At 60.3% G+C, this 25,162-nt stretch carries 24 protein-coding genes; 11 read left to right on the forward strand and 13 right to left on the reverse strand.

All coding sequences use genetic code 11. The annotated features are described in order from the left end of the window. Positions 1-9: 9 nt before the first annotated feature. Genes ABHV46_RS05935 through ABHV46_RS05950 form a run of 4 tightly spaced genes read right to left on the reverse strand, consistent with a single transcriptional unit; the run spans position 10 to position 4,664 of the window. Positions 10-1,437, reverse strand: a complete 1,428-nt coding sequence (locus ABHV46_RS05935) for an aldehyde dehydrogenase family protein (RefSeq protein ID WP_438383607.1) — start codon at positions 1,435-1,437, stop codon at positions 10-12. Positions 1,438-1,488: 51 nt separating this feature from the next. Beyond that, a complete protein-coding gene (locus tag ABHV46_RS05940; RefSeq protein WP_438383608.1) occupies positions 1,489-2,814 on the reverse strand; it encodes an amino acid permease in 1,326 nt (441 codons plus the stop codon). Between the two features lie 59 nt (positions 2,815-2,873). After that, complete coding sequence (locus ABHV46_RS05945) at positions 2,874-3,281, reverse strand: tautomerase family protein (protein ID WP_438383610.1); 408 nt, start codon at positions 3,279-3,281, stop codon at positions 2,874-2,876. A 30-nt stretch (positions 3,282-3,311) separates the two neighbouring features. Next, on the reverse strand, positions 3,312-4,664 hold the full coding sequence (locus tag ABHV46_RS05950; RefSeq protein ID WP_438383612.1) for an aspartate aminotransferase family protein: 1,353 nt from the start codon (positions 4,662-4,664) through the stop codon (positions 3,312-3,314). Between the two features lie 230 nt (positions 4,665-4,894). On the opposite strand from ABHV46_RS05950, the gene ABHV46_RS05955 reads away from it, so the two are divergent. Then, positions 4,895-6,337 carry a PLP-dependent aminotransferase family protein gene (locus ABHV46_RS05955; RefSeq protein WP_438383615.1) on the forward strand — a complete coding sequence of 481 codons (1,443 nt, stop codon included), beginning with the start codon at positions 4,895-4,897 and terminating at the stop codon, positions 6,335-6,337. Between the two features lie 12 nt (positions 6,338-6,349). Here ABHV46_RS05955 and ABHV46_RS05960 read toward each other — a convergent pair whose 3' ends face one another. Beyond that, positions 6,350-6,712 (reverse strand): hypothetical protein, encoded by a 363-nt coding sequence (locus ABHV46_RS05960; protein ID WP_438383619.1) that lies wholly within the window; start codon positions 6,710-6,712, stop codon positions 6,350-6,352. A 105-nt stretch (positions 6,713-6,817) separates the two neighbouring features. Here ABHV46_RS05960 and ABHV46_RS05965 point away from each other — a divergent pair, with 105 nt between their 5' ends. The 7 genes from ABHV46_RS05965 to ABHV46_RS05995 all read left to right on the forward strand — a co-directional run bounded on the left by ABHV46_RS05965 (position 6,818) and on the right by ABHV46_RS05995 (position 12,919). Beyond that, positions 6,818-9,001, forward strand: a complete 2,184-nt coding sequence (locus ABHV46_RS05965; RefSeq protein WP_438383621.1) for a TonB-dependent receptor — start codon at positions 6,818-6,820, stop codon at positions 8,999-9,001. A gap of 121 nt (positions 9,002-9,122) precedes the next feature. Continuing rightward, positions 9,123-10,316 (forward strand): amine dehydrogenase large subunit, encoded by a 1,194-nt coding sequence (locus tag ABHV46_RS05970; RefSeq protein WP_438383623.1) that lies wholly within the window; start codon positions 9,123-9,125, stop codon positions 10,314-10,316. After that, positions 10,316-10,834 (forward strand): MauE/DoxX family redox-associated membrane protein, encoded by a 519-nt coding sequence (locus ABHV46_RS05975; RefSeq protein WP_438383624.1) that lies wholly within the window; start codon positions 10,316-10,318, stop codon positions 10,832-10,834. The genes ABHV46_RS05970 and ABHV46_RS05975 overlap by 1 nt, the downstream gene beginning before the upstream one ends. Beyond that, on the forward strand, positions 10,831-11,430 hold the full coding sequence (locus tag ABHV46_RS05980; RefSeq protein ID WP_438383626.1) for an alkyl hydroperoxide reductase: 600 nt from the start codon (positions 10,831-10,833) through the stop codon (positions 11,428-11,430). Before ABHV46_RS05975 ends, ABHV46_RS05980 begins: the two co-directional genes overlap by 4 nt. Further along, positions 11,417-12,022 (forward strand): methylamine dehydrogenase (amicyanin) small subunit, encoded by a 606-nt coding sequence (gene mauA, locus ABHV46_RS05985; RefSeq protein ID WP_438383628.1) that lies wholly within the window; start codon positions 11,417-11,419, stop codon positions 12,020-12,022. Before ABHV46_RS05980 ends, mauA begins: the two co-directional genes overlap by 14 nt. Further along, the gene (locus tag ABHV46_RS05990) at positions 12,019-12,483 is read left to right on the forward strand and encodes a c-type cytochrome (RefSeq protein WP_438383633.1); all 465 of its coding nucleotides are present in this window, start codon (positions 12,019-12,021) and stop codon (positions 12,481-12,483) included. The genes mauA and ABHV46_RS05990 overlap by 4 nt, the downstream gene beginning before the upstream one ends. Continuing rightward, the gene (locus ABHV46_RS05995; RefSeq protein WP_438383635.1) at positions 12,461-12,919 is read left to right on the forward strand and encodes a c-type cytochrome; all 459 of its coding nucleotides are present in this window, start codon (positions 12,461-12,463) and stop codon (positions 12,917-12,919) included. Before ABHV46_RS05990 ends, ABHV46_RS05995 begins: the two co-directional genes overlap by 23 nt. Positions 12,920-13,367: 448 nt before the next feature. Here ABHV46_RS05995 and ABHV46_RS06000 read toward each other — a convergent pair whose 3' ends face one another. Genes ABHV46_RS06000 through petA form a run of 4 tightly spaced genes read right to left on the reverse strand, consistent with a single transcriptional unit; the run spans position 13,368 to position 16,527 of the window. Continuing rightward, complete coding sequence (locus ABHV46_RS06000; protein WP_438383636.1) at positions 13,368-13,973, reverse strand: methylamine dehydrogenase; 606 nt, start codon at positions 13,971-13,973, stop codon at positions 13,368-13,370. After that, positions 13,970-14,665, reverse strand: a complete 696-nt coding sequence (locus ABHV46_RS06005; RefSeq protein WP_438383638.1) for a cytochrome c1 — start codon at positions 14,663-14,665, stop codon at positions 13,970-13,972. Before ABHV46_RS06005 ends, ABHV46_RS06000 begins: the two co-directional genes overlap by 4 nt. Next, on the reverse strand, positions 14,662-15,861 hold the full coding sequence (locus ABHV46_RS06010) for a cytochrome b (RefSeq protein ID WP_438383640.1): 1,200 nt from the start codon (positions 15,859-15,861) through the stop codon (positions 14,662-14,664). The genes ABHV46_RS06005 and ABHV46_RS06010 overlap by 4 nt, the downstream gene beginning before the upstream one ends. A 9-nt stretch (positions 15,862-15,870) precedes the next feature. Next, positions 15,871-16,527: a ubiquinol-cytochrome c reductase iron-sulfur subunit gene (gene petA / locus ABHV46_RS06015; RefSeq protein ID WP_438383642.1), complete on the reverse strand. Its 657-nt coding sequence runs from the start codon at positions 16,525-16,527 to the stop codon at positions 15,871-15,873. 167 nt (positions 16,528-16,694) lie between these two features. Here petA and ABHV46_RS06020 point away from each other — a divergent pair, with 167 nt between their 5' ends. The 3 genes from ABHV46_RS06020 to ABHV46_RS06030 are packed head-to-tail and all read left to right on the forward strand — an operon-like array spanning position 16,695 to position 20,564. Beyond that, on the forward strand, positions 16,695-17,150 hold the full coding sequence (locus tag ABHV46_RS06020; RefSeq protein WP_438383644.1) for a (2Fe-2S)-binding protein: 456 nt from the start codon (positions 16,695-16,697) through the stop codon (positions 17,148-17,150). After that, positions 17,143-19,326: a molybdopterin cofactor-binding domain-containing protein gene (locus ABHV46_RS06025; protein WP_438383647.1), complete on the forward strand. Its 2,184-nt coding sequence runs from the start codon at positions 17,143-17,145 to the stop codon at positions 19,324-19,326. The genes ABHV46_RS06020 and ABHV46_RS06025 overlap by 8 nt, the downstream gene beginning before the upstream one ends. Beyond that, the gene (locus tag ABHV46_RS06030) at positions 19,323-20,564 is read left to right on the forward strand and encodes a c-type cytochrome (protein ID WP_438383651.1); all 1,242 of its coding nucleotides are present in this window, start codon (positions 19,323-19,325) and stop codon (positions 20,562-20,564) included. The genes ABHV46_RS06025 and ABHV46_RS06030 overlap by 4 nt, the downstream gene beginning before the upstream one ends. A gap of 197 nt (positions 20,565-20,761) precedes the next feature. Here the strand turns inward: ABHV46_RS06030 and ABHV46_RS06035 are convergent, their stop codons facing one another. From ABHV46_RS06035 to ABHV46_RS06050, 4 genes are read right to left on the reverse strand one after another with little or no spacing between them, the layout of a single operon-like run. Further along, a complete protein-coding gene (locus ABHV46_RS06035; protein WP_025840395.1) occupies positions 20,762-21,328 on the reverse strand; it encodes a cupin domain-containing protein in 567 nt (188 codons plus the stop codon). A gap of 53 nt (positions 21,329-21,381) precedes the next feature. Next, positions 21,382-21,948, reverse strand: a complete 567-nt coding sequence (locus ABHV46_RS06040; RefSeq protein WP_438383653.1) for a DUF3237 domain-containing protein — start codon at positions 21,946-21,948, stop codon at positions 21,382-21,384. A 31-nt stretch (positions 21,949-21,979) separates the two neighbouring features. Next, a complete protein-coding gene (locus ABHV46_RS06045) occupies positions 21,980-23,938 on the reverse strand; it encodes a CocE/NonD family hydrolase (protein ID WP_438383655.1) in 1,959 nt (652 codons plus the stop codon). Next, positions 23,881-25,119, reverse strand: coding sequence for an alpha/beta hydrolase family protein (locus ABHV46_RS06050; protein WP_438383656.1), 1,239 nt, complete (start codon positions 25,117-25,119; stop codon positions 23,881-23,883). Before ABHV46_RS06050 ends, ABHV46_RS06045 begins: the two co-directional genes overlap by 58 nt. Positions 25,120-25,162: the final 43 nt, after the last annotated feature.

The following is a 25,162-nucleotide window of genomic DNA, read 5'->3' on the forward strand; positions in this document are numbered from 1 at the left end:
CGGAGCGCCTCAGCCGCCATAACCGATCAGCGCGCGTATCTCGAGAAAATCATGCAATCCCCATTTGGAGCATTCCCGGCCATTGCCTGACTGCCCGAACCCCCCAAAAGGCGCGGCCACCGTCCAGTCGGCGCCGTTGATATTCACATTGCCTGCTCTGAGACGCCGTGCCACCGCGCGCGCATGGACGAGATCGCCCGACTGCACATAGGCGGCGAGGCCATAAGGCGTGTCATTGGCGATACGGATTGCCTCTTCCTCGTCATCATAAGCGATAATCGACAACACAGGCCCGAAGATTTCCTCGCGCGCGATAGTCATATCGGTCGTGACATGGCCGAAAATCGTCGGCTGCACGTAATAGCCGGTTTCCAGCCCTTCGGGCTTGCCCGCGCCCCCCGTCACCAGTGTCGCCCCCTCTTCGATCCCCTTGAGGATGAGCGTCTGAATACGGCCATATTGCACGTCGCTCACGACCGGGCCGAGCTGTGTCTCCTCATCGGCAGGGTTTCCTAGACGCAACGTGGCAACGGTCTGCGCTGCCAGCGCCATGGCATCCTCCATACGCGCGCGGGGCACGAGCATGCGGGTGGGCGCGTCGCAGGATTGACCGGAATTGCTCAGGCATCCCCTTACGCCCCGCTGCACGGCCTCGGCGAAATCGGCGTCTGGCAGAATGATATTGGCTGATTTGCCGCCCAGTTCCTGATGCACGCGCTTGACCGTGTCAGCGGCTAGTTTGGCAACTGCCGCACCCGCTCTGGTCGATCCGGTGATCGAGATCATCGCAATATCGGGGTGCGAAGCCAGAATGGCGCCTACCCCCGGTCCGTCGCCATTGACCAGATTGAACACGCCAGCCGGCACGCCAGCCTCGTGCAGGATCTCGGCGAAAACCAGCGCACTGAGGGGCGCCACCTCACTCGGTTTGAGAACCATGGTGCAGCCTGCCGCCAGAGCCGGGGCGATCTTGCACATGATCTGGTTCATCGGCCAGTTCCACGGCGTAATCAGCCCGCAGACGCCTACGGCCTCGCGGGTGATATAGACATCGCCCTCAGGCCCCTCGAAAGAGAAATCGCGCAGCACCGCAATCATCTCTTCCAGATGGGCGAGACCTGCCCAGCTCTGACTGTCGCGCGCGCGGGCTATGGGCGAGCCCATTTCGAACGAGATGGCCTGTGCCATATCCTCGCTGCGGCGCCTGTAGATGGCCAGCATACGCTCCAGAACGGCCAGACGCTCTTCACGCGTCGAAACGGACCAGGCAGGAAAAGCCGCTTTCGCCGCAGCGACGGCGCGCTCGACATCGACCGAGTCACCAAGGGCGATCTGCGCGCAAGGCCGTTCGGTTGCCGGGTTGATGACGTCGATCTGCGTCGCGCCATGCGGCTTGACCCACTGACCATTGATATAGAATTCGAGAGCATGGGACATGAGAAGAAGAGATCCTGAAAGCGGGAAAAGCCTGAGATCGAAAAGGGAAGACTATCGCCCCGGACGGGGCAGCGAACAGACGCGTCTTGGTGCCTTGCCGATGAGCTGGCGCAGCAACGCCACGCCCCCCATCAACATCATGGTGACCGTACTAAGGGCGAGTTCGTGGCGGGTATGGGCGACAAGCGCCATCGCCACGAGCGCCCCCATCAGCAGGATGAGTGTAAGAACGGGTGTAAAACCCATGCCGCACAGACGAATGCGCGTCAGCACGATCAGCGCGTTATGGAAAATGATCAGCGCTCCGGTGGCACTGAGCAGGAACGCAAAGACGGCATTGGGAGAGGCGATCGCCACGGCCGAGATGGCGAGAGCCGCAGCGGCGCTGAACAGCACGGCAATGCGCGGCGCATGTGTCCGCGGGTCGAGACGCATAAAATGGCGCGGTGCGTCATCGACATCGGCCAGCTCGAATAACACGCGCGACGTGGCGTAGAGCCCCGAATTAAGCGTCGAGAGCATGGCCGAGACGATCACGATCTCCATCGCCCCACTGGCAAACGGCACGTGCAGCCGGTTAAGCACCATGAGAAAGGGCGACTGACCCGGCACGACCTGCGACCACGGCACCAGACAGAGTATGAGAGCGACCGAGCAGAGGTAAAAACCGACCACACGCAGGGCAACGGCCCGCGTGGCCTTGGCGATGTTGCGGTCGGGCGCATCGGATTCGAGCGCGGCAATCGTCACCACTTCGCTGCCCGACATCGAGAAGACAATGGCCGGAATGACCGCCAGCAGGGCCATCCAGCCATGCGGCACAAAACCACTGCCCAGAACGTCCTGATGCATGGCCCCATTGCCGTGAAAAAGCGCGCCGAGTCCGATCAGAATGAACACGGCGATCGCCGCGATCTTGAGCATGGCGAACCAGTATTCGAGTTCGCCATAGGCTTGCACCGCCAGGAGATTGGTCGCCGTCATGGTGCCTAGAATGAGCACCTCCACCAGACCGAAGGGCAGATGTACGAGCGGGGCCAGCAGGGCGGCGGCAGCCATGATCTCGATGGCCAGCGTCGTGACCCAGACGAGCCAATAGGTCCAGCCGGTCATGAAACCCGCATGACCGCCTAGTGCGTGACGGATCTGGTTGACGAAAGAGCCGTGACCCGGCGCGCGCAAGGCGATATCGCGCAGCATCAGGTTGACCAGAAAGGTCATGAGCCCTGCCAACGCATAGGAAAGCAACGCACCCGGCCCGGCCACCGAAATCGGCGTCGAGGCGCCTATGAAGAACCCCGCCCCGACCACGCCACCGATCGAAATCATGGCGATATGGCGCGGGCGAAGACTACGGGCGAGCGCGTTTTCTGTCATGCACGATCCTATGATCTGGCCTCTCATGCGGCCCTGTGACTGGAACGTTCCGAAATCGATCAGGATTCTGCGGGCAGGGGAAGCTCGCCGGTCAGAAACTGGGCACGACCATGACCGAACGACCAATGGGCATCGCCATTCTCGACGACGGAAATCATGACATCGGAAGGGAGAATGCCACAATCCCTTTCGAGATAATTCGTGAGCAATCGGTAAAATTCCGAAACGGAATCGGCACCCCGTGGACGACTGAACATCTGCAGCAGAACCATGGATTGCGTGCGCGGAATGTCGAGCCCGGTATCCTCCACGATCATATGGCTGGGCTTATGCTCCGTTACAATTTGATAACGATCTCTGCGCGGCACCTGAAAGGCTTCGAGCATGGCCTCATGGGCCGAATCCAGAATCCCCCTGATCTGTTCGGGGGTCCGGCCTTCAAGGAGATGAAAATGCAGCAGAGGCATGAATAAGTCCTGACTGAGAGAAAAGGGGAATCAGCGCGTGACGGTTTCGATAAGCCGCCCGAGCGTACCCGCCATGTCGCGCAACTCCTGCGGTGTCGCGATGAAAGGCGGAGCGAGAGAAACCGTGTCGCCGGTGCAGCGCAGGAGCAGACCCTGTTTCAGCCCAAGTTCGAACAACGCCAGCCCCCTCGCACCGGGCGCTGCCGGATCGGGTTCGAGATCGATCGCCGCCGCCAGACCGATATTGCGGATATCGCGTATGCCCGGCGCATGATCGAGATGGTGGACGGCCTCTTCCAGCACCGGCTCAAGAATGCTTACACGATCAAAAACGCCTTCATCCTCCATGATATCCAGAACTGCGTTGCCGACCGCAGCCGCCAGTGGATGGCCGGAATAGGTATAGCCATGGGCAAATTCGATAGCGTTTTCGGGACCGGTCATGAATGTCTCATAGATGTCCCGCCGCACGAGCACGCCGCCCATCGGCACCACGCCATTCGTGACTGCCTTGGCGAAGGTAATCATGTCGGGAACGACCTCGAAGCGCTGCGCGGCAAATGGCGCACCAAGACGACCGAAGCCGGTGATGACCTCATCGAAAATCAGCAAAATGCCATATTTCGTGCACAGGTCGCGCAATCGGCGCAGATAACCGACAGGCGGCACGATCACCCCAGTCGAGCCCTGAACCGGCTCGACGATGACAGCAGCGATCGTACCCGCATCATGCAGCCCGACCAGTCGCTCGAGATCATCCGCCAGATCGGCGCCGATGACGGGCTGGCCATGCGAAAATGCAGCTTTTTCCGGCTCGTGGGTATGACGCAGATGATCGACCCCGTTGAGCATGCCCGCTGCAAACATCTTGCGGTTGGGGACGATCCCCCCGACCGACAAACCACCGAAGCCGACACCGTGATAGCCGCGCTCACGCCCGATCATGCGGAACCGGCCGCCCTCACCGCGCAGGCGATGATAGCCAAGCGCCATCTTGAGCGCCGTATCGACCGCTTCGGAGCCGGAATTGGTGAAGAACACATGATCGAGCCCATCAGGCGCCATGCCGACAATCCGGTCGGCAAGCCTGATCGTGGCCGGGTTCGCCATTTGAAAGCCCGTGCAGTAATCGAGCGTCTCGGCCTGGGTTTTCAATGCCTCGACGATGCGCGGGTGGCCATGGCCGAGCGGGGTACACCACAGGCCGGACAGCGTGTCGAATAGCGCTGCCCCGTCGGGCGTTTGGCAATAACACCCCTTTGCCGAGGCAATCAGACGCGAAGCCGGATCATGCCGAACGCGCCTGTTTGCAGTAAAGGGCATCCAGTACGTGCCCGCAGCAAGACTGCGAACAGGATCGAAATCGGCAGGTGACGATGCCATGGGGCGGCTCTCTCGTTCTCGGTCGTGGCATAGCGAAAGCGCTTCTCGCATGGAGGAGGCTCGCAATGACGTCACTATTCCAATTACGAAATGATCCTGTCTATATACAGTCGGTTGGCCTCACCCTGTATCTGTGTCGGTCCTCGTAGCGATACAGTCGCCAGCCGCCTTGCAGGCAAAGCGTTTTTCGTCGTCGGATTTTTTCGTTTTTTATTGGAGCGCTTTCGATCATGATCAGACTCGACCATCGTGCCTCCACGCCACTGGTTGCGCAGATCGTCGATGCCATACGCACGCGCATCGTTTCTGGCATCTGGCTGGATGGCATGAAGCTGCCTTCCATTCGAAAGCTCGCTCAGGATAGTGGTGTCAGCCCCCTGACCGTTTCGAACGCCTATAATCGACTTGTGGCCGAGGGGTTTCTTCAGGCCAGACGGGCGAGCGGCTATTTCGTCACCCATGAACCCAACCCCGTTTCCGGCCAGATCGAGGCGTCCAGTCCCCAGCCTTCGGTCGACTCTCTCTGGCTGCTGCAACGGGCCTATGAGGGTGATGGGCGGCTGATTCAGGCAGGATGCGGCTGGCTTCCCGAGGCCTGTCTCTATGGCAGCGGCGTTCGCCATGCGCTCAATAGTCTGGGGCGCCGGCCTGAGATGCAAGGCCTTGGCTATGGCAACCCTTATGGCCATGACGGCCTGCGCGAGCAGATCGCGCTCAGTCTGGCGCGTCAGGGCATTGCCTGCCAACGCAGCGGCATCGTTCTTACCCATGGGGCCAGTCAGGCTCTGGAATTATCCATTCGCTGCGTGACGCGACCGGGCGACACGATTCTGGTCGAAGACCCCGGCTACTGCAATCTCTTTCCCGCGCTGCATGCAATGGGGCTGAATTTATGCGGTGTGCCCCGACTGAAGGACGGCCCCTGCCCCGAACGCTTCGCAAAACTGGCACGCGAGAAGAGCCCCAAGGCCTTCGTCATCAATACCCGCCTGCATAACCCGACCGGCACCTCCTGCTCTGCGCCCGTTTTGCACAAGCTGCTGCGTATCGCCGAGGCGCATGACATCATGCTGATCGAAGACGATATTTTCGGCGATCTCGCCCCTGAAACGAGCCCGACCCTCGCCTATCTGGGTCAGCTCGATCACGTGATCCGCATCAGCAGTTTCTCCAAAACCATCTCGCCCGGCTTGCGCGTCGGCTATGTCGCTGCGAGCACCGCCATCGCACGAGAAATACTCAAGCTGAAAATGGCGAGCAGCCTGACCAGCACCTCGATTTCCGAGGCTATCGTGCATCATTGCCTCGCCGATGGGCGCTATCGTCTCCATCTGGCCAGATTGCGCGAAAAACTGGCGCATCTTCAGGAGAAAGCACTCAGGCGCTTCGCAAAGACCGGGCTCGAGCCTTTCTGCAAGCCTGAGGGAGGGATGTTTCTCTGGATGCGATTTGCGCAGGAGCGCGGCGTGCTGCAACTCACCCGCGATGCCGCACGGGCGAATTTCCTGCTGGCACCGGGAGGTTATTTCTCTCCCGAGGGCGCGCCGTCGCCATGGCTTCGTTTCAATACCACGCAATGCGACAGGCCTGAGATTTTCGCCTTTCTCAACCAGTGGAAAGCCGCAAACCGGGGTACGCAACGCATCGACCCGGCCTTATCCTTACCCTCATGAAACCGCCTGCTATTATTTCCACAAAAACGTTGCACGTTCGATTTTATGCACATAGAGTTTGACAAAGGATGACGGCACCACCCGACCCATGCCTTCAAGCATGAAATCAGGGCAGCCCTCATCTTCAAGAAAATCGTGCTCTGGCAATGCACAGCCCCCCGACTGACCCGTTCGGGGACTGAGATGAGCGGCTTCGCTCGAATTGTTACGAACGCCAAACGAGATGGAACGGATATGATCAGATGCGCCCGCCCCACCCGGTTTGACCCACGATGTCGCGTTCAGCCCCTCTCTTTTCGCGCCTTCCTCTGCGCCTCGGCGCTTTTTGTCGTTCTTCCCCAATCCGGTCACGCTGCCACCAGAGCCGAAAGCCATCGCAAGCCGGGCGCCTCGCCTTCACGGACAGCGAACGCATCTGCACACACCACTCCCAAAAAACGGAGCTCGACACACGCGGCCCGTTCGGGTGGCAGCGAGAGCATGACAGTCAGTGCCAGTCGCGTGGCTTCACGCGGCGCTGACAATGTGATTTCAAAAGCCGTCATGGCCCAGTTTACGCCGGGAACCAGTGTGCTCAAAGCGGTCGATCGCCTGCCGGGTGTGAGCTTCAGCTCTACCGATCCTCTCGGCATCGATACCTGGGGGTCGAGCATCTATGTGCGCGGCTTTTTCATGGACCAGCTGGGCGTCACGCTGGATGGCATTCCGCTGAACGATCAGACCTATGAAAGCAATAACGGCCTCAACGTCATTCAAGCCTCCATCTCGGACGATATCGAACGCTCGGTTCTGTCCGAAGGCCCGGGCGGTGTGGGCGTGCCCTCTACCTCCACACTCGGCGGTACGCTGGAATTCGAAACCAGCGACCCCAAGGACAAGATGGGGGGCAAGATCTCTCAGGGATTCGGCACTTACAGCTCCTATCGCACCTATCTGCGCGGCGATTCAGGTATCCTGAACCCGAGCGGCACCAAGGCCTTTGTCGCCTATTCGCGCAGCGAAGAAGGCAAATGGATGGGCGGTGGTACCCAGTTCCAGCAGCAGGTCGATGCCAAGGTCGTGCAGCCCATCGGCCATGACAGCGTCATCAAAGCCTTCTTCAACTGGAGCGATCTGCAGGAATGGGGCTATCAGGACACATCCCTGGCCATGATCGACGCGCTTGGCTGGCGCGTGCCGCATCTCTATCCGAATTACGCACTCGCCACTGCCTATGCCTCGGGCGCCGTGTCGCTGCCGACCTCCGCCGCCATTCAGGCCAATGGCGATGAACCCTATCTCTATGATGGCGGTCAGGCAGAAGTCGATTACACCGGCGGCCTGAACATGGATCTGGCGTTGACGGATCGCCTGCGCTGGAAATCGACCCTCTACGGCACCAGCCAGACCGGTTATTACACCTATGCCGATTACAGCACCCCTTCTGCCGTCACAGGAGCCCCGTTCTCCGAGGAGGTCTGGCAGACACGGCAGGAGCGTTACGGCTTCACCACGGCACTGGATTACCATATCGCGCATCACACGATCGATACGGGCGTCTGGTTCGAGAACAACAACCAGCAGGCCGATCTCTTCTGGTATAACGAGCCGCTTCTTGGCACCGGATCGCCGCTCAAGACGGTCGGTCCCTATGACACCTATGGCCCTGCCTTCCTTCAGGGTTACGGCTTTGTGTGGCACACAAACACCTTTACCTATCACCTGGAAGACAGCTGGCGCCCGCTGGATAATCTCCGCCTGACGGCAGGATTCAAATCCATGCTCTCGACCACCGCGGGTGGCGCGAATTACAACAATCCCGATTATACCGGCGCCGATGCCCTGCCCAATGGCAGCATGACTGCCTCATCGGCCTTCCTGCCGCATGTCGGTGGAAGCTGGCATTTCCTGCCTCATCATGAAGTCTATTTCGACCTCGCCGAGAACATGCGCAGCTATCAGGTGCTTCCGAACGGCGTGGGCAATGCGCTCTGGTCGGTTCAGGATCAGGCGACGTTCGACCAGCTACGCCGAACGGTCAAACCCGAGCGCGACTGGGTCTATGCTGTAGGTTATCGCTATACGGACAAGTATCTGCAGGCGAGCCTCGCCGGTTATCATGCCGACGCCAATCACAGATTGCAGGCCGCTACGGAAGGCACGATTACCAACCCCGTTTCGAGCGTGGCGCAGACCAGCGTTCATACCAATGGCGTCGATGCGGCCCTGACGCTCACACCGATCAAGGGTCTCTCCCTGTATAACAGCGTGAGCTATAATCACTCGACCTATGGTGGCAACATCACGACGGCTGACGGCGTGTACTACACCAAGGGAAAGAAGGTCGTGAACTATCCGCAGTTCATGTATAAAGCCAACCTATCCTATCGGTGGAAAGGTCTCGAAACGCATTTCGACGTCCATTACTATTCGAAACGCTATTTCAGCTATACCAACGACACCTCTGTCGGAGGTTACTGGCTGACCAGCGCGGGCGCACGCTATAATGTCGGTAATTATGGTTTTGCCAAAAATATTACCATCGACTTCAACGTCTATAATCTGCTCAATTCAAAATATATTTCGATGATGGGTGAAAACGGCAATCCGATATCGGGCGATTACCAGTCACTCGAACGCGGCTCTCCCAAACAGTTTTTCGGCACGATCAGCACCGAATTCTGACCCCGTCCCTCAACGAAAACGGGGGCGTTCACGAGACGCTCCCCCATCCACCAGTTTTCACGACCTTTCCACCCAACCCGTGCCCTCCTGCTTTCCGCCCCTCCGCAAGGACCTGACCCCAATGCGTTTCCTCCCCCGAAAACTGGCTCGCATGACAGCGCTTCTGCTCGCTGGCGCGGCCCTGACACCCTGCGGCATGGCCCTTGCGGATGAACCCGTGCTGCAGACGGAAGAAAGCGATATCATCAAGCTGACGCCAGTCACGCCGCATCGCATTCTCGTTCAGGATCCGGTGGGGCATCACGCCAAAGACGGGCGGGTGTATGTGGTCGATGCCGATCAGGGCAAACTGCTCGGGATGGTGCAAGCCGCCTATAACGGCAATGTCGTGCAAGACCCGAAAGGGCGCGCCTTTTATGTGGGCGAGACAGTCTGGTCACGCGGCAATCGTGGCGACCGCGCCGATCTGCTCGCCACCTATGACCCGCAGACCCTCGACATCACCAATGACGAGGTTCTGCCCGGCCGTGCGCTGGTCACTCCCAAGAAAAACGACCTGACCATCAGCAGCGATGGCAGCCGCGTCTATGTCTATGACATGGTGCCCACAAACGCGGTGCATGTGATCGATACGGCGACTCATAAGGTGGCCATGAACGTGGGCCTGCCTGGCTGCGCCCTGACCTATCCCTGGGGTAATGCCGGCTTCACCTCGATCTGCGCCGATGGCAGTCTCGCGAATGTCAGCATCGGCGCCGAGAAAGCCGAAATCACGCATACCAAACCGTTCTTCGACCCGGAAAAAGACGCGGTTTTCGAGCACAGCCCGTCGCATAGTGCCGATGGCAAGACCTTTTTCATCTCCTATAGCGGTCTGGTCTATCCGGCGACGCTCTCGGCCAACACCACCATCGGCAAGCCCTGGTCGATTCAGGAAGCTGCAGGCATGAAGGCCGCGACCAATGCCGACAGCCCCTTCACGGTCTCCTGGCGCCCCGGAGGCTGGCAGCTCGCTGCACTGCATAACGCCACCGGCCATCTTTATGTCGCCATGCATCAGGGCACGTTCTGGACGCATAAAGTGGCAGGCACGGAAATCTGGGAGCTGGATGTCGCTACACACAAGCTGTTGCGCCGCATCAAGCTGCCGAAGCCTAGCTCGATGGTCGGCGTCACACAGGATGCCAATCCGCTGCTCTTCACGGATGACGAGGCCGGTGACTTCTTCATCTGGGATCTGAAAACGGGCAAGGTCGTCCATACCATGAAGCACCTGGGCGATGATCTCTATTTCACGGTTGCTCTGGGGGAATGATGAGCGCTCTCGCTCTGCAAATGGCCAGCGCGGTCGGCGCCGATGCGATCGGGGCCCTGCTCCTCGGCACCGGTGTTGCTAAAATGCTCGATCAGCCCGGTTTTGCCTCGGTCATCGCCTCCTATCGTCTTCTGCCTCTCGATGCTGCTTTTCCGGCTGCGCGTCTGATCGCCAGCGTACAGATGGGCCTCGGGGTCTGGCTGTGCTCCGGCATCTACTCCCGCGTGGCCTGTCTTTGCGCCGTGCTGCTGCTCGCCCTTTTCGCTCTGGCCATGGGCATCAATGTCGCGCGCGGTCGGACGGGCCTCTCCTGTGGCTGCCTGCCCGGCCATGACACCAGATTGACGGGTGGATCGGTGCTGCGCACGCTTCTTCTGGCTGCTGCGATGCTCGGTGCCGCCGCAACCGGGCGCCCCTCAGGCGCCGTGCTTGCCGCTGTAGCGCTTATGGGCGGGATCTCGCTCGTGATGCTGGCCCTCGCCTCTCTTCAGCTCCGTCCTGTCGGAGACGCCGCATGATCATCGTACTGCTCGCCTCCACCCTGCTGCTGGCCGCGCTATGCTGCTTTCTCACCCTTGCCGTGCTGGTGCTGGCCAGACAGATCGGGGTGCTGCATGAGCGTATCGCCCCTATCGGCCAACAACCAGTCCTCTCGGGGCTGCAAGCCGGACAGGCTCTGCCACGCCTGACCGCAAAGCGGCTTGATGACTCGCTCCTGATCATGGGCGGTCAACATGACGCCGGACGTTCGAGCCTGATCCTGTTCGTCTCGCCCGATTGCCCGGTCTGCAAACGCGTTCTGCCGATCGTGCAGGCCCAGGCGAGCATTCACGATCTGGATCTCGTACTCGCAGGCGAAGGCGATGTCGCGGCGCTGCGTGTCATGGCGTCGGGTATTCGCCTCGGCGCGACCCCCTTCGTGACAAGTCAGGAACTGCTTCTGCTGCTTCAGATCGGCAGACTGCCTACCCTAGTCACACTCGACCCGCGCGGCGTGATCACGGCGCGCGACGTCGCCAATACCAGACAACAGGTCGAGGCGCTGATTGCGACCCTGCCTGCTTCCTCTTCCCCCTCGCTTGACACCAAGGAGTTCCTCCATGACGCAGTCTGAACTGATTTCGGGCCGCGCGATCCAGGACGGTGCCTCGTCCAGCCCGCTCGACCGGATAACGGAACGCCTGACCCGGCGCGTTGCCGGCCATAGCTCGCGACGCAGTGTGCTCGGGCGCCTTGGCGCCTGGGCCACATTCGGCGCCATCGTGCCGCTTCTGCCTGTCGAGCGCGCCTCTGCCGCCACCCCGGCAAAGAAAGACGATAAGCCGGCCTTCAAAGCCCCCTCTCCTTTTGCAGCCAAGGCACAGACCACCGATCCGACCGCCTGCGACTACTGGCGCTACTGCGCGATCGACGGATTTCTCTGCGCGTCATGCGGTGGCGGCGTGCATAGCTGCCCGCCCGGCACGCGTCCTTCACCTACCTCATGGATCGGCACCTGCTTCAATCCGCGCGACGGCCAGTCCTATCTCGTGGCCTATCGCGATTGCTGCGGGCAGGACGCATGCAGTCAACTACCCTGCCTCGGCACGGATGGCGACCAGCCCAGCTATCGCCCCCAGGCCAATAACGACATCATCTGGTGCTTCGGAACGGGTGCGCTCGTTTATAACTGCTCCACTTCCGTCATCGTCGGAAACGCTTCATGATCAGACGTCTTCTTTCATCCGCGAGCCTGCTTGCCCTGCCGCTTCTGGCGGCTGGCATCGCCCATGCCGAGGACGGCCAGGCCGTCTACAACACCAATTGCAGCGTCTGCCATCAGGCAGGCGGTGCGGGATCACCCGGTCAGTTCCCCCCGCTCGCCGGGCGTATCGGCAAGATTGCTGCGACCGCCGAGGGCAAGACCTATATCGCTGACGTGCTGCTCAACGGTGTTCACGGTACGATCGAGGCGGATGGGGCCAGCTATATGGGCTTCATGCCCTCTTTCAAGGCACTGACCGACGACCAGCTGGCTGTGGTGCTGACCTATATCAGCGCCCTCAATACACCGGGCGCTCCGGCTTTTACCGCCGATGAAATAAAAGCCGCGCGCGCCGCTCCGAAAAAGGCCAAGGAAATTCTCGCCGAAAGAAAGGCCCTGAATGACGCGCATCCGCTTCCCTGATTTTCTGCTCGTCTGCAGCCTCGTCCTGCTCGGCCTCGCAGGCATGAGCGGAGCGAAAGCCGCGATCCAGACCCATACGGTGACGAATTATCTGACCCATTGCGGCGGATGCCACGGCATTGAGGGAATTTCAGGCAAGACCTTTGTGCCCACCCTGCGCGATCAGGTCGGGTGGTTTGCCTGCTCACCTGAAGGCAGGGACTATCTGGTGCGCGTTCCGGGCATCTCGATGTCGCTGATACGCGACGACGGGGAGCTGGCCGATGTGCTGAATTTCGTGCTCTTCCGTCTCGGCGGTGCCAGCACCCCGCCTGGCACCCGGCCCTTTACCGCTGCGGAAGTGCACAAGCTGCGCGCTCAGCCTTTGCAGACAGACGATCTCATGGCCCTGCGCGCGGAAGTGCTCAGCCGCGCACGCGCCGCCTGCCCGCATTAGCATCGCTATTCCGCGGAAAGCACTTCAGTCCTTCGGGCCATGCCCTGGAGCTGAAACGTACAACGGTCGAGGCTAAAGCGTCGGTTCGGTAGAGATCGACAGCACCGTGAGATCAGATCGGGACAGACCGGGACCGTCATGGCCTGCTTCGTGCCCCGTTGAAATCAACGCTTCACTGACAAAAAGAGCGAGGGGACGCCGCTACGTCAGTGTGTCTCGGCAAGGCCCGAGACAAATGGGGCGTTTAAACGAGTCCTTCCCGAAATCGTTTATGAAACAAGGCGTTGGGATAGCCCACCGCCCGTTTTCACACATCATGCATTCACCTTTATCGGCGCTGCATCGCTTGCGAAGGGCTCGGAAAATACGCCCCACGCTCTCACTCGGCTGACAGACCGACCGCAGCGTCAGACGGGCAGCGCAGATCCGCAGTAGAAAGATCGCTTGTTCAGCCGGTCAGGGCACGCGGGTTAGCTGTCATGAACCCCTGCAATGACCGATACCCTGTTTCCTGCACGCCGAGCAGGCTTTCCAGATGTTCCAGATTATTCACCAGACCGCGTGCCTGAACCGTGCCCGTGGGGTCGAGCAGCACGGCGAAAGGCACGCGGTCTACACCAAGCAGGCGGCCGATCGCCGCATCATTGACGAAGCCGCTTTCAGACAGACCCAGCGTGGCAATCGTGCGTTTCTGAGCCTCGTCACTTTCATCACCGCAATAGAGCAGCGACAGGCGCTCACGCCGGGCGAAATCATCGACGATCGGCACCATTTTGCGCGATACGGGGCAGGAGCCGGAAACGAAAACCAGAAGCTGCGGCCGCCCGTCTTCACGGCTCCCCCCTGCCGTCACTTCACTGCCCGAAAAACTGCGCAAAAATGTCGTCGGCAAATGCGCGATGGTGGCAGCCGTGGGGGCCAGCGCGCCGAGAGGCGCAATGCGGCGATAAAAGGCCCTTACGCGCCGGAACATCAGCGCAATCACCGCGCAGAGGCCGAAAACAACCAGCCAGATGACGGATTGCGCATAAAGCAGCGTTATCGTGTCGCTCATTGACGGGTCTCCTTCACGCGCTTCCAGACGCGACGCTTGAGCAGGGCAAGCAGGACGGTCATCCCTGCAAGATAAGCCAGAACGACCAGCCCGGTATGCGCGCGCGCTACGCGATGCGGATGCGCCACCCAATCGAGAAACGCCCCTACATCCTGCGCCATCTGGGGGATCGTGGCTTTCGTTCCATCGGCATAGGCCAGCTGACCGTCGTGAAGCGGCGGCGGCATGCCGATATGGTTCTGGGCGAAAGCGGTATTATAATAGGAGCCCGGCCCGAGAACGACGTCGGCAGGCTTGGGCGCGTAGGAGCGCAGGATCGTCTCGATCCGTTTGGCGCCCCCTTCTTCGATCATGGCCAGACGCGAGAAATCGGGCGGCACGTCGCCATGATTGGCCAGACGCGCCATGGCCTCGTTCGGATAGGGTGAGCCGATGGGGTCTGAAAGATGCGCCGCGCTCGTCTTGGGGTCGCCATCGTCATCCAGACCATCGGGCACCTGACGAGACGCCGCATAGGCCTTGATATCGGGAACGGCGAGGCCGATGCCGGAAAGATCGGCAAAACGCACCTGGTTGAGGCTGTGGCAGGTGGCACAGACCTGACGATAGACCTGAAAGCCACGTTGCTCGGGCGTTGACGCCTGCGCCGTCAAAGGCAGCACCATGAGCGCGACAAGAAGATACCGCTTCATACGCTCTCTCCCCGCAAGGAAGCAGGCAAGGGGCGTGTGACCTCTATTCTGGGCAGAAACGGGAGCAGGACCAGGAAATACGCGTAGTAATACGTCACGCTGACACGGCTGATGGCGAGCCAGAGCCCGGTCGGCTTGTGCATTCCCGCGACACCGAGCGCGATGAAGGCCAGAAACAGACCCAGAAGCGCCCAGCGGAGCACCGGGCGATAACGCGCCGATTTTACGGGAGAGCGATCGAGCCAGGGAACGGCAAACAGCACGGCCAGACTGCCCGCAGACAGAACGAGCCCGCCCAGCTTGGACGGAACAGCACGCAAAATGGCGTAGAAAGGCGCAAAATACCATTCCGGCGTGATGTCGCCCGGCGTCACGAGCGGGTTGGCCATGGCATAATTATTGGCGAGCGTCAGGAGATCGGGCGCGAAGAAAATCAGTGCCGCGTAGACCATCAGAAACAGGCACAGAGCGAGCCCGTCCTTGGTGGTGTAATAGGGATGAAAAGCCACGACATCGTCGGATGTTTTCGGCTCTACGCCAGTGGGATTATTCGATCCCACGACATGAAGTGCGGCGACATGCAGCACGATCACCCCGATGATGGAAAAACCCGTCACGAAATGCAGGACATAGATCCGATGCAGGGCGACCGAGCCCAATCCTTCGCCGCCCAGCAACCATGAGGCCAGAGCCGGACCGATCAGCGGCACGGCGTTCATGGCATTGATGACAACCGTTGCGCCCCAATAGGACATCTGGCCCCAGGGCAGGATATACCCGGCAAAAGCGGCGACCATGACAAGGATGAACAGACCGAGACCGGTCAGCCAGAGCAATTCGCGTGGCGCCTTGTAGGAGCCGTAATAGAGGCTGCGCGCCATATGCACATAGAGCGCCGCAAAAAGCATCGACACGCCGCCCATATGAATGGCGCGCACAAGCCAGCCAGATGATACGTGACGGTCGATCGTCTCGATGCTGTTGAAGGCCTCGGCAACGCTCGGCGTATAATTGAGCGCAAGAAAAATCCCGCTCACGATCAGAAGCACGAGCGCGATCGTCGCAAAGGCCCCGAAATTCCAGAGATAGGTCAGATTACGCGGCATGGCGAAATCGACATATTCGCGCCGAAGCGCCGAGACGATGGGCAGGCGTGTTTCGAGCCAGCCGGTTGGCGTGGTGTCAGGTTTACTCATGGTCGCCGCTCAGATCTGCTGGATGGAGGCGATGGAAAATGCCGGGTCGCCCTTGCTCTGCCCGATGCGCAATTGCGTGGCAGACAACATGGTGACAGGCGGCACGGGGAGATTATAGGGCGCGGGGGCCTCTTTATACACGCGACCTGCCGCATCGAATTGCGAGCCATGGCAGGGACAGGAATATTTTCCCGCTTTATCGTTGGCAGAAGGCGTCGCGTAAGAAGGCACGCAACCGAGATGCGTACAAATGCCGATCAGCACGCCGATTTCCGGCACGACAGAACGATGCCAGTTTGCGGCGTCTTTCGGCTGTTGCAGGATTTTCGAATTGGGATCGCGCAGGCGCTGCGCGCTATCGGCTGCTTTTAACGACGCCAGCATTTCCGGGGTGCGCTTCTGTATAAATACAGGCCAGCCGCGCCACGTCACGACGAGCTGCTGACCGGGCCGAAGCGCGGCAATATCGACATCGATCGAATCATCTTCGCCAAGAGCCGTATTTTTCGTGCCATTCAGACTATCGAGAAAAGGATAGGCCAGAGCGCAGGCGCCAACACATCCAGCCCCGACAATCACGGTCGACAGCACATCGCGGCGCCTTGTCCCTCCCCCGGGTAGCGGACAGGAGGGAGAGGGGGTGGGGCGGTCTGCGTCCTGAGTCATGAAGTCCTGCTTGAATAGGATGAAATGATCATCCGGGGGCCGCAAAAACGTGTCAATATCAAAACAACTTCCGAAGCCGAAATAGAAGAGCGGACTTGCATTCCGTCGCGACACTGGTGATCCTCCATAATGACCGGCACCAGAAAAAACCGAGGGATCACAACGACATGAGAACGATTCTTATCAACGGGGAGTCGCATGACGTGGATGTTCCGGATGACATGCCCCTCTTATGGGTGCTGCGTGACATTCTGGGACTGACCGGCACCAAATATGGGTGCGGCATCGCGCAATGCGGCGCCTGCACCGTGCATGTAGCGGGACAACCTGCGCGCGCCTGTCAGCTACCTGTTTCTCTCATCGGCGACCGCCCTGTCACCACCATAGAAGCCATAGGGCAGACCGCATTGGGCCAGCGCGTGCAGGAAGCTTGGCTGGAAGAGCAGGTTATCCAGTGCGGCTATTGCCAGTCGGGCCAGATCATGGCGGCGACCGCACTGCTTCAGACCACGCCCGCACCAAGCGATGACGATATCGATGACGCCATGTCGGGCAATATCTGCCGCTGCGGCACCTATGTGCGCATACGCGCCGCCATTCATAAGGCCGCCAGCAATGCGTAAGCCTCATCAGATCGGCCCCGTGCTCAACAGGCGTGCCATTTTGCGCGCTGCCCTCGCCACCGGTGGGGGGCTGATGCTGTCAGGCCTTATCCCCGGCCTGCCCGGTGCGCGTGCGGAGGCCAGTGGTGTCTTCACGCCGAACGCGTTCATCCGCATCGATCGCGAGGGCGCCATTACCTTCATCATGCGCCACGCCGAGATGGGTCAGGGCATTTATACCGGCATCGCCATGCTGATCGCCGAAGAGCTTGAAGTCCCGCTCGACAAGATCACCCTGGAGGCGGCGCCCGCCGATGCTCGGTTTATCGACAAGGCGGCCGGTGAAGAGGTGACGGGCGGTTCGGCTTCGACACGCGATAGCTGGATACCGCTGCGTCAGGCCGGTGCTGCAGCACGAATCATGCTTCTGCGCGCCGCAGCCGCGCGCTGGTCGGTGCCGGTCGAAAGCTGTGTCGCAAAAGACGGCATGATCTCTCATGCGGAATCGGGCCGCAGCCTGTTATATGGCGCCCTCGCCGAGGACGCAGCCCGTCAGCCCGTTCCTGATCCCATTCCGCTGAAAGACCCTGCCCAGTTCCGTCTGATCGGCACCAGCCCGCAGCGCATGGATACCCATGCGAAAAGCAATGGCAGCGCCGTTTTCGGTATGGATGTGCGTCTCGACGGCATGAAGATCGGGCGAATCATGGCCTGCCCGGTCAAGGGGGGCACGCTGAAAGGCTTCGACCGTGAGGCTGCGCTGAAAATTCCCGGTGTGACCGATATCGTCACCCTGCCCGATGCGCTTGCGGTCATTGGCACGCATAGCTGGGCCGCCATATCGGGGCTCAAAGCCGCAAACCCGCAATGGGATCTCGGCCCCCATGCGTCGATGTCCAGCGCCTCGCTGCTCGAAGCGCTGAGAGAGGCTTCGAAAAAGACAGGGCTCGTGGCGAAGAAGACCGGCGATGTCGATTCCGCACTCGCCAGCGCCACTACCCGCATCGAGGCGATGTACGAATTGCCGTTTCTGGCCCATGCCGCGCTCGAACCCATCAACACCACGCTGCATATCCGCCCCGATTCCGCCGATGTCTGGGTCGGCACACAGGTGCCCCTGCGCGCCCGACAAGAGGTGGCCGACGCCACCGGCCTCCCACCAGAGCGCATCACCGTACATAACCACCTGATCGGTGGCGGTTTCGGCCGCAGGCTGGATTCGAATTCGATCGGTCAGGCCGCGCGCCTTGCAAAACAGGTGCCCTATCCGGTCAAGCTGTTTTGGACGCGTGAGGAAGATATCCGTCAAGACCAGTTCCGCCCGTTCTATTACGATCGCATCACAGCCGGGCTCGACGAGAAGGGGATGATCAGGGCGTGGCATCATCGCACGACAGGATCGTTCGTTCTGGCCCGCTGGGCACCCGAGGGACTGCAGAACGGCCTCGATTCCGATGCCGTCGAAGGCGCTACCGAAACACCCTATGCCATACCTGCCCAGCGTAACGAGGCAGTGCAATGCGAGCCCGAGGGGCTGGTAACCTTGTGGTGGCGCGGCGTCGGCCCGACCCATAATGTTTTCGTCGTCGAAGGCATGATCGACGAACTTGCCCATGCCGCCGGAGCCGATCCACTCGCTTTCCGCCGCAAGCATCTGTGGGCCTCACCGAGAGGGCTCAAGGTTCTCGATGAAGCCGCCAAACAGGCCGGTTGGGGGCGCCAGCTTCCCAAGGGGCACGGGCTCGGTATCGCCCTGCATTATTCCTTCCAGAGCTGGGCCGCGACTGTGCTGGAAGTCAGGGTGGAAGAAAATGGCCAGATCCATCTCGTGCGGGCCGATACCGCCGTTGATTGCGGGCCGGTCGTGTTCCCCGATGCCGTGCGCGCCCAGATACAGGGCGGGCTGATTTTTGGCCTGACCATGGCGCTTTATAACGAAATCACCTTCCGCGACGGGCAGGCTGAGCAGAGCAATTTTCATGATTATCGCATGATGCGCCTCAATGAGGCGCCTGATATCCGTGTGCATCTCGTCTGCGATCCGACAGCGGAAATAGGGGGTATCGGCGAAGTGGGCACCGTGGCCGCAGCCCCTGCCCTGGCCAATGCCATTTTCGCGGCAAGTGGAAAGCGCCTGAGACGCATTCCCTTCGTGCCGCAGATAAGCGCCGCAGCAAACGGGGAGAAACGCGCATGAAACGCGCCCTCGCCTTTTCCGCCACGGCCCTCATGACGCTGGCCTGTGCGTTTTACGGTAAGTCGGCATCCGCTCAGCAAGCCCCGACGCAGCAGACAGCGCTCCCCGAGGGGGAAATCGCTCAGGTCACGCGCGGTCGGGCCCTGTTCGTCGCGGCCGATTGCGCGGCCTGCCATCTGTCTCAAGATGGCCGCGCACTGACGGGTGGGCGCATATTCGCTCTGCCTTTCGGCACGATCCATGCGGTCAATATCACGCCCGACCGCGAAACGGGCATCGGTGCCTATACAGACACGGCCTGGTTGAAAATGCTGCGCAAAGGCGTCGGTCTGGGGGGAAAGCATCTCTACCCGGTCATGCCATACACTTCCTACACCCTGCTCAGCGATGACGATGCGCTGGCCATCAAGGCCTATCTGTTCACCCTGCCCGCCATTCGCGCCGAAGCCCCGAAGAACGGCCTTTCCTTTCCGTTCAACCAGCGCTGGACCATGATTTTCTGGAACTGGTTCAACAATCCGAACCGACGCATGATCCCTGATGCGGCACGCTCTGCGAAGTGGAATCGCGGCGCCTATCTTGCCGAGGCGCTGGGCCATTGCGGCCAGTGCCATACGCCGCGCAACTTCATGTTCGGGCTCAGCAGCCGCGCCTATGCAGGGGCGGTGCAGGTGGGGTGGACCGCCTATAATCTGACTCCGGACAAGGCGCACGGTCTGGGCGCCTGGAGCGATGCGGACCTCTTCAGCTATCTCTCGACAGGTCACGCCAAAGGCCACGGCCCGGCCTCCGGCCCCATGGCAGAAGCCATAGAGCACAGTCTGAGCCAGCTACCTGCCGATGATATCCGCGCGATGGTCGTCTATCTGCGCAGTGTTCCAGCGCAGCCCGATGGCCCGCCGCGCAATCCCGGAGTGATAAATGAAAACGATGGCCCTTCTGCGGGCAGACATGTGTTTCAGCAGGCCTGTGCCGGGTGTCATCTGGAAGACGGATCGGGCCGCCAGTCGGACTGGGCCGCTTTGGGCGGCAGCCATTCGCTGAGCGACCCATCAGCCACCAATCTGGTCGCCGTGCTCAGGGAGGGCACGTCGTTGCAGACGGCTCATGGCGCGATGGCGATGCAGAAATTCACCGCTGCCTATACGCCGGAAGAACTCTCGGCGCTCTCTTCGTGGATGCTGCATCATTTCGGTGGGGTAAACGCCGCAATCGATCCGAAGAAGTTCAAGCCCTGAGGTCTTACCTTTGATCCGATGGGGCGGGAAATCCTAAACTCCGCGTCAGGCCCGATCCGACACGACACAGGCGTGTCGCCCGGCGCCAGAGAGCAATAGGATCAGAGGATCAGCGTGGAGAAAAAACGCTCTTGTCTCCACGCATTCCTTTCGTCCCGCCAGCACAACAGCGGCCGTGCGGCATGGCTGAAAACCAGTCAGGGCGTATCGACATTCGCCCAAACGACGCGCGTAACCTGCTGCGAGCCATTGCTATAGCGATGCGGTGTCTCGCTCGGGAAAGAGAAGGAATCTCCCTCGCGTAAAATGCAGTCCTGACCGCCCACCTGCAAATGCAGGCAGCCCTGCAGGACGAGACCAGACTCAAAACCGCTATGGGTCAGGATTTTGGAGCCCGAATGGCCGTTCGGCTCAATGATCATGAGATAGGTACGCAGCAGATCGGGGCTCTGCGAATTGAGCATTACCTTGGTGATCCCCTCGCCGAAGCTGAGGAGACCATGATCTTCGATGCGCGTGTAAAAGGCTGGATTATCGAGGGACTGACCTCTTATCGAGCCAAAGAAAGTCGACATATCGAGTTCGAGAACATCCGAAATCTTCATCAGATCGCGGATGCTCGGCGATGACGCGCCGCGCTCGATCTGGCTCAGATGACTGAGCGAGATTCCGACGCGCGAGGCCACATCCTTAAGCAGATACCCGTTCTGCTTTCTTCTCTCGCGTATGGTGTTGCCCAGGGTACGATCGATGTTCGACGTCATAACGACAGATTCGTTCAAGGACATTTCGCGTAAACCAGATCCCGGAGAAAGTATCAGTTAAGTCGGAGCACCTGAATCAACCGGTCGTTCTGATGAGGGCCTTTGGCGAGCTCCATCCCTTTAGGAACCGGATAGACCAGAGTGGCAACAAAAATGCTTTTATTCAACCAGTCATATTTACCCTTGGGCGCGATGAACTCCGGGCTCAGGCGATATTTGTAATCCTTGCCCCCATCGACAGGGTAAGCGAGGCCCTTGTTGTGAATGACGATAATCTGACCGTCATCGGTCTTGAGGCGGTAGAACGCATCAACCACCTCAACGCCATCGGGGCGCAAAACGGGCAGATCGGCACCGCCAGCCTCTACCGTGCCATGGATGCCAGGCCCGTCGAAACGCCCGCCGATGATCGGCCAGATCTCGGTGCGTTCGCCATCCTTGCTGGCACCTTCAGGGCCAGGTCTTACTGGGTCAGTGCAGGTCACGACGAGATTGAGAACCAGCTCGGTCTTGACCGGATCATAAACCTTGCCGTTGAAGGGCGCCTCCGTTGCGGCATGGGCCGCGCCCGATGCCACGAGGCAGGAAAGCGCAAAAAGAGTGTTTTTCAGGGTCTTCATTTCAGATCACCTTGAAGGAAAAAAACGATGGTCACTGCAACGGATCGCGCCGACAGGGCTGCATGAGCACGTCATTGCACGGCGCAAGTGTTTTGGGGATGGCAGAGACCGCCAGACCGTCGCGGCCCTTTTCTGGCACGGTGCCGAGAATCAGACGGGACACATGGCCTGCATCATGCCAGAGACGATTTGTGGCGGGCAGAAGCCAGGGCGAAAACCCATAGCCACCGAAATTACCCGGTGCGTCGATCCACAGGCGCAGACGCGAACCCGCGCGAAAGACATGCCCCATCTTGCTCAGCTCAACACGCGCCAGAACGGGCTCGTCAGGGGCAAGGCTCTGTGTGGTCTCGATACGATCGAGCGGAAACGGCCGCAGCGCAGTCGATCTCGCAGGGTCCTGTGCCCGGTCGGAAAGACGAAGCCAGCCACGCTCGACGAACATCTCCTGATTGTCCGGGCGCAGCTCCGTCAGTGTCACCTCGACATCCGTATCCGGCATGTCAGATGACAGCCAGAGATCGACGCTGGCGGGGCCATAAGCCACCAGGGTTTTACCGAGCGGTGCTGAAGTATAAGCGAGGCTACCCTCGCGCCAATGCTCTGGCAACGCACCCCAGCCGTAATGATCGGCATCGACATCCACATCCGGTCCGCGCACCGGATAAGCATAGCTGTCCGATCCGGTCGAGGAAGTCATACCGTCCTCGAGTACGCCTTTACTGGCGAGCGTGAACACATGGGGGGTGGCGGCAATCGGATAGGTCGCCCCGCTCAGGGTCACACGCGGCGCCATCTGCTCGACCTTTTCATGCCCCTCGCCATGAGACCCGCTTTCGAGCCAGACGCGCACATGGGGCGTATCGCTGAAGGCGGCTTGATGGCCCTTGAGGAAACGATCGAAAAACCCGAGCAGCAGCGCGCGGTATTTCAGGGATTCATAGGCGTCGTGCTGGCCATTGGTCTGGACCAGCCAGGTTTTTTCCGGCGCCAGCGTATCCTGATAATAGCCCTCACGCGAGGTCACGGCCTCGTCCTGAAACGCTTCCATGGATAGAACCGGCACGGCGATCTGACTGGTTCTGGCCGCCAGATTGCGCTTCTCGATTTCAGCATCGCGCAGCGGATGGCGCAAAATGAGATCGCGCAGATTATCCCTGCGATTTGCCTCCGTATTGATCGCGAGCCTGTCCAGACAGCGCTGGTCGTGCTCTGTCTGTGCCCCTTCTTTTAAAGCGTCCCAGCGCGACTGCAGATAAAGCAGCCAGCCGGACGGAAACTGCATATTCGGCACGCCGCCGGGTGCCCAGCTATCGAGACGTGCATCGCCCAGCACCATGCCCGGCGCGATGGCCTTCAGGTGCGGCGGACGTGTCGAGGCCGTGGCGATTTGCGACATACCCGCCCAGGACCAGTTGGCCATGCCGACATGTCCGTCGGACCAGGGCTGTGAGGCGGCAAACTCGACAATATCGTAGCCATCCTGGCCATAGCTGGGCGTCAGAAAGGTGAATTGCCCCTCCGAACACCCAGTTCCACGGGCATTGACCCCGAACACAGCATAGCCATGGGCGACCAGATCGCGGTCGAGGTTGACCGACATAGCCGTGTCACCCTTGAGATAGGCCGAGCTGCCTACGCCGCCGGGATCGTAGCCGCTGTAATTGATCACGACGGGAAACGGCCCCTTACCCTTCGGCAGCAGCACGCTGTAGCGCAGCGGCGTATGGTCGCGTGTCGGCAGATAGCCCACGAGACGCCGCCCCCAGAAGGGCGCCGTCTTGACCAGTTCGGGATTATAGCCCGACACGGCGGCAATCACGCTGCCCCCCGATCGCGCTTCCTGCGCCCTCCCCGAACCGGGAAAGGCCAGAAGCGAAACACCGAGGCAGAGAACTGCCATAGAGGAGCGTGCTGCCGTCATGAGGGCGGTCAGTGGCGCTGGCAGGTATTGGAGGGCGCATTGCCCGCCAGAACCGATTTCAGCCACGCAATCTGCGTATCCATCGACTCAACCATGGCGGCGCCATGCTCGGCATTGGGCACGACCATATATTTCACATCCGATCCCGCATGGCAGGCATCCTTGGCGTAGGATTCCAGCGTATGAATGGGAATGGTCGTGTCACCCCCCCCTGCGATCAGCAGGATCGGGCCCTTGGCCTTTTCATAACCGACTGTCTGCTCGGCGAAGAACTTCTTGACGTATTTGTTCTTGTTCCAATCCGGGCGGACCAGCTCCTTGGCCGAATAGGGGTAATAGAGGGCGTTGCCCGTCAGCCAGCAAGCCTTGCCCGTCGCTTCGGGATACTGCGAAAGTCCTGCCTTGGAGAGCAGTTCCTCGGGTTTGAATTCCGGGTATTGCGCGTGAATGGCATAGGCCAGCCACGACATGTAAGGGCCGCCAGCCTTTTTCACGGCAGAGATATTGGCATTGATCATGCCAACACGCGCGGCTGGAGCGATGGAAATGGCGCCGAGATAACCGGGGTCGTTATCCTTGGCTTCCGCTTCGGCGGTAGCGAGTGCAGCATAGGCGCCCTGCGAATGACCGACCACGAACCATTTCCGAGAAAGATCGGGCATCAGCGCGTGGGCCGCAGGCACTGCGTTGCGAATATCGGCTACCTGGGCGAATTTATTCATATATTGATGCGGGCTGTCGGTCCCGAGACCGTGATAATCGGTCATGACCAGAACAAATCCGGCAGAGGCCAGATCGAACACGCGCAGGCCGCCATAATAGACGTCTTTCATCAGCGACGGCGCGCAGGACTGAGCGGTGCCGCTGGTGCCGTGCGCCCAGACGATCACCGGCCAGCCGCCTTCGGGCGCCTTGCCCGGCGGCACGACGACAACGCCCGACGTCGCAACCGGCTTGCCGTGAGAGTCAGTCGAACGATAGAGAATACGCGTGGCTGTAAAGCCCTTGGGCAGGCTGTATTCAGGTGCTTTTTCCTGACGCAGCAGTGCACCCGGCGCCGAAGCAGCAATATCGGCCGGGGTGCTGTAGAAAGCCGTGCGCGGCAGGGCGTCCTGCGCTTCGAGCGAACGGGTGACGGCCGGATCGGTCGGCAAGGGTGGCTCTCCGGCATGAGCAAGCCCGCTCAGCCCGGTGGAGAGCACGAGCATGGCAAGCAGATTGGCTTTGAGAGACAGTTTCTTGGTCATATTCCACCTGAAAAGAGAGAAAAACCTGTTCTGAAACCGGGTG

It is taken from the genome of Asaia sp. BMEF1, assembly GCF_051628905.1.
GTDB lineage: Bacteria > Pseudomonadota > Alphaproteobacteria > Acetobacterales > Acetobacteraceae > Asaia.